Genomic DNA, 556 nt, shown 5'->3' with positions numbered 1-556 from the left:
TCTGTTTTTCCGTAGTTCATGCAGAGAGAAAGCCAGCCCTAAAGCCATCCAAGAAAACAATAGAGCAAACAACAACGTCTCTTGTGCAAGATAGGCACCTTCAAATTCGATCTTATCAATCACAATTTTGTGCTGACCAAGCGCAGCACCCGAACCAGTGGCAATATCAATACGCGTAATGTTCGAAAACTCTGGCGCAGAATGTTCAATATCGACCTTGTTATCCGCAAGCCACCAGGTCATTACCTGTAAGTTCTTAATCGGAATCTCGATGGTTTCACTAAAATTCGATGGAGAAAACTGCATGCCATTGTATTTGATGGTGTATTCATCATTCGGATCTGAATAGGCCGAATTGAAGTTACGCAGGTACAGGCGCAAGTTTTTGCTTGGGCTTTGCCCCTCTCCCGCCGTTTCATAACGAATTTTAAGACGAACGGTATGGTAACTGGAAAGATCCAAACCTTTAGTCGCTTGCTTCACATCGGTGTAAACGGAGATACCGCAATAAGGCCACGCGTACTTACTTTCTTTTAGGTCACAGTTGAGAACCAAA

Annotated in this window: 1 pseudogene; it reads right to left on the bottom strand. The window is 43.7% G+C overall.

The features are described 5' to 3' along the window. A pseudogene (locus tag R7Z50_RS30030) lies at positions 1 to 556 on the bottom strand (GGDEF domain-containing protein); the annotation flags it as partial.

This window comes from Vibrio sp. 1249-1 (assembly GCF_033340495.1).
This window is presented reverse-complemented; position numbering and strand designations above follow the sequence as displayed.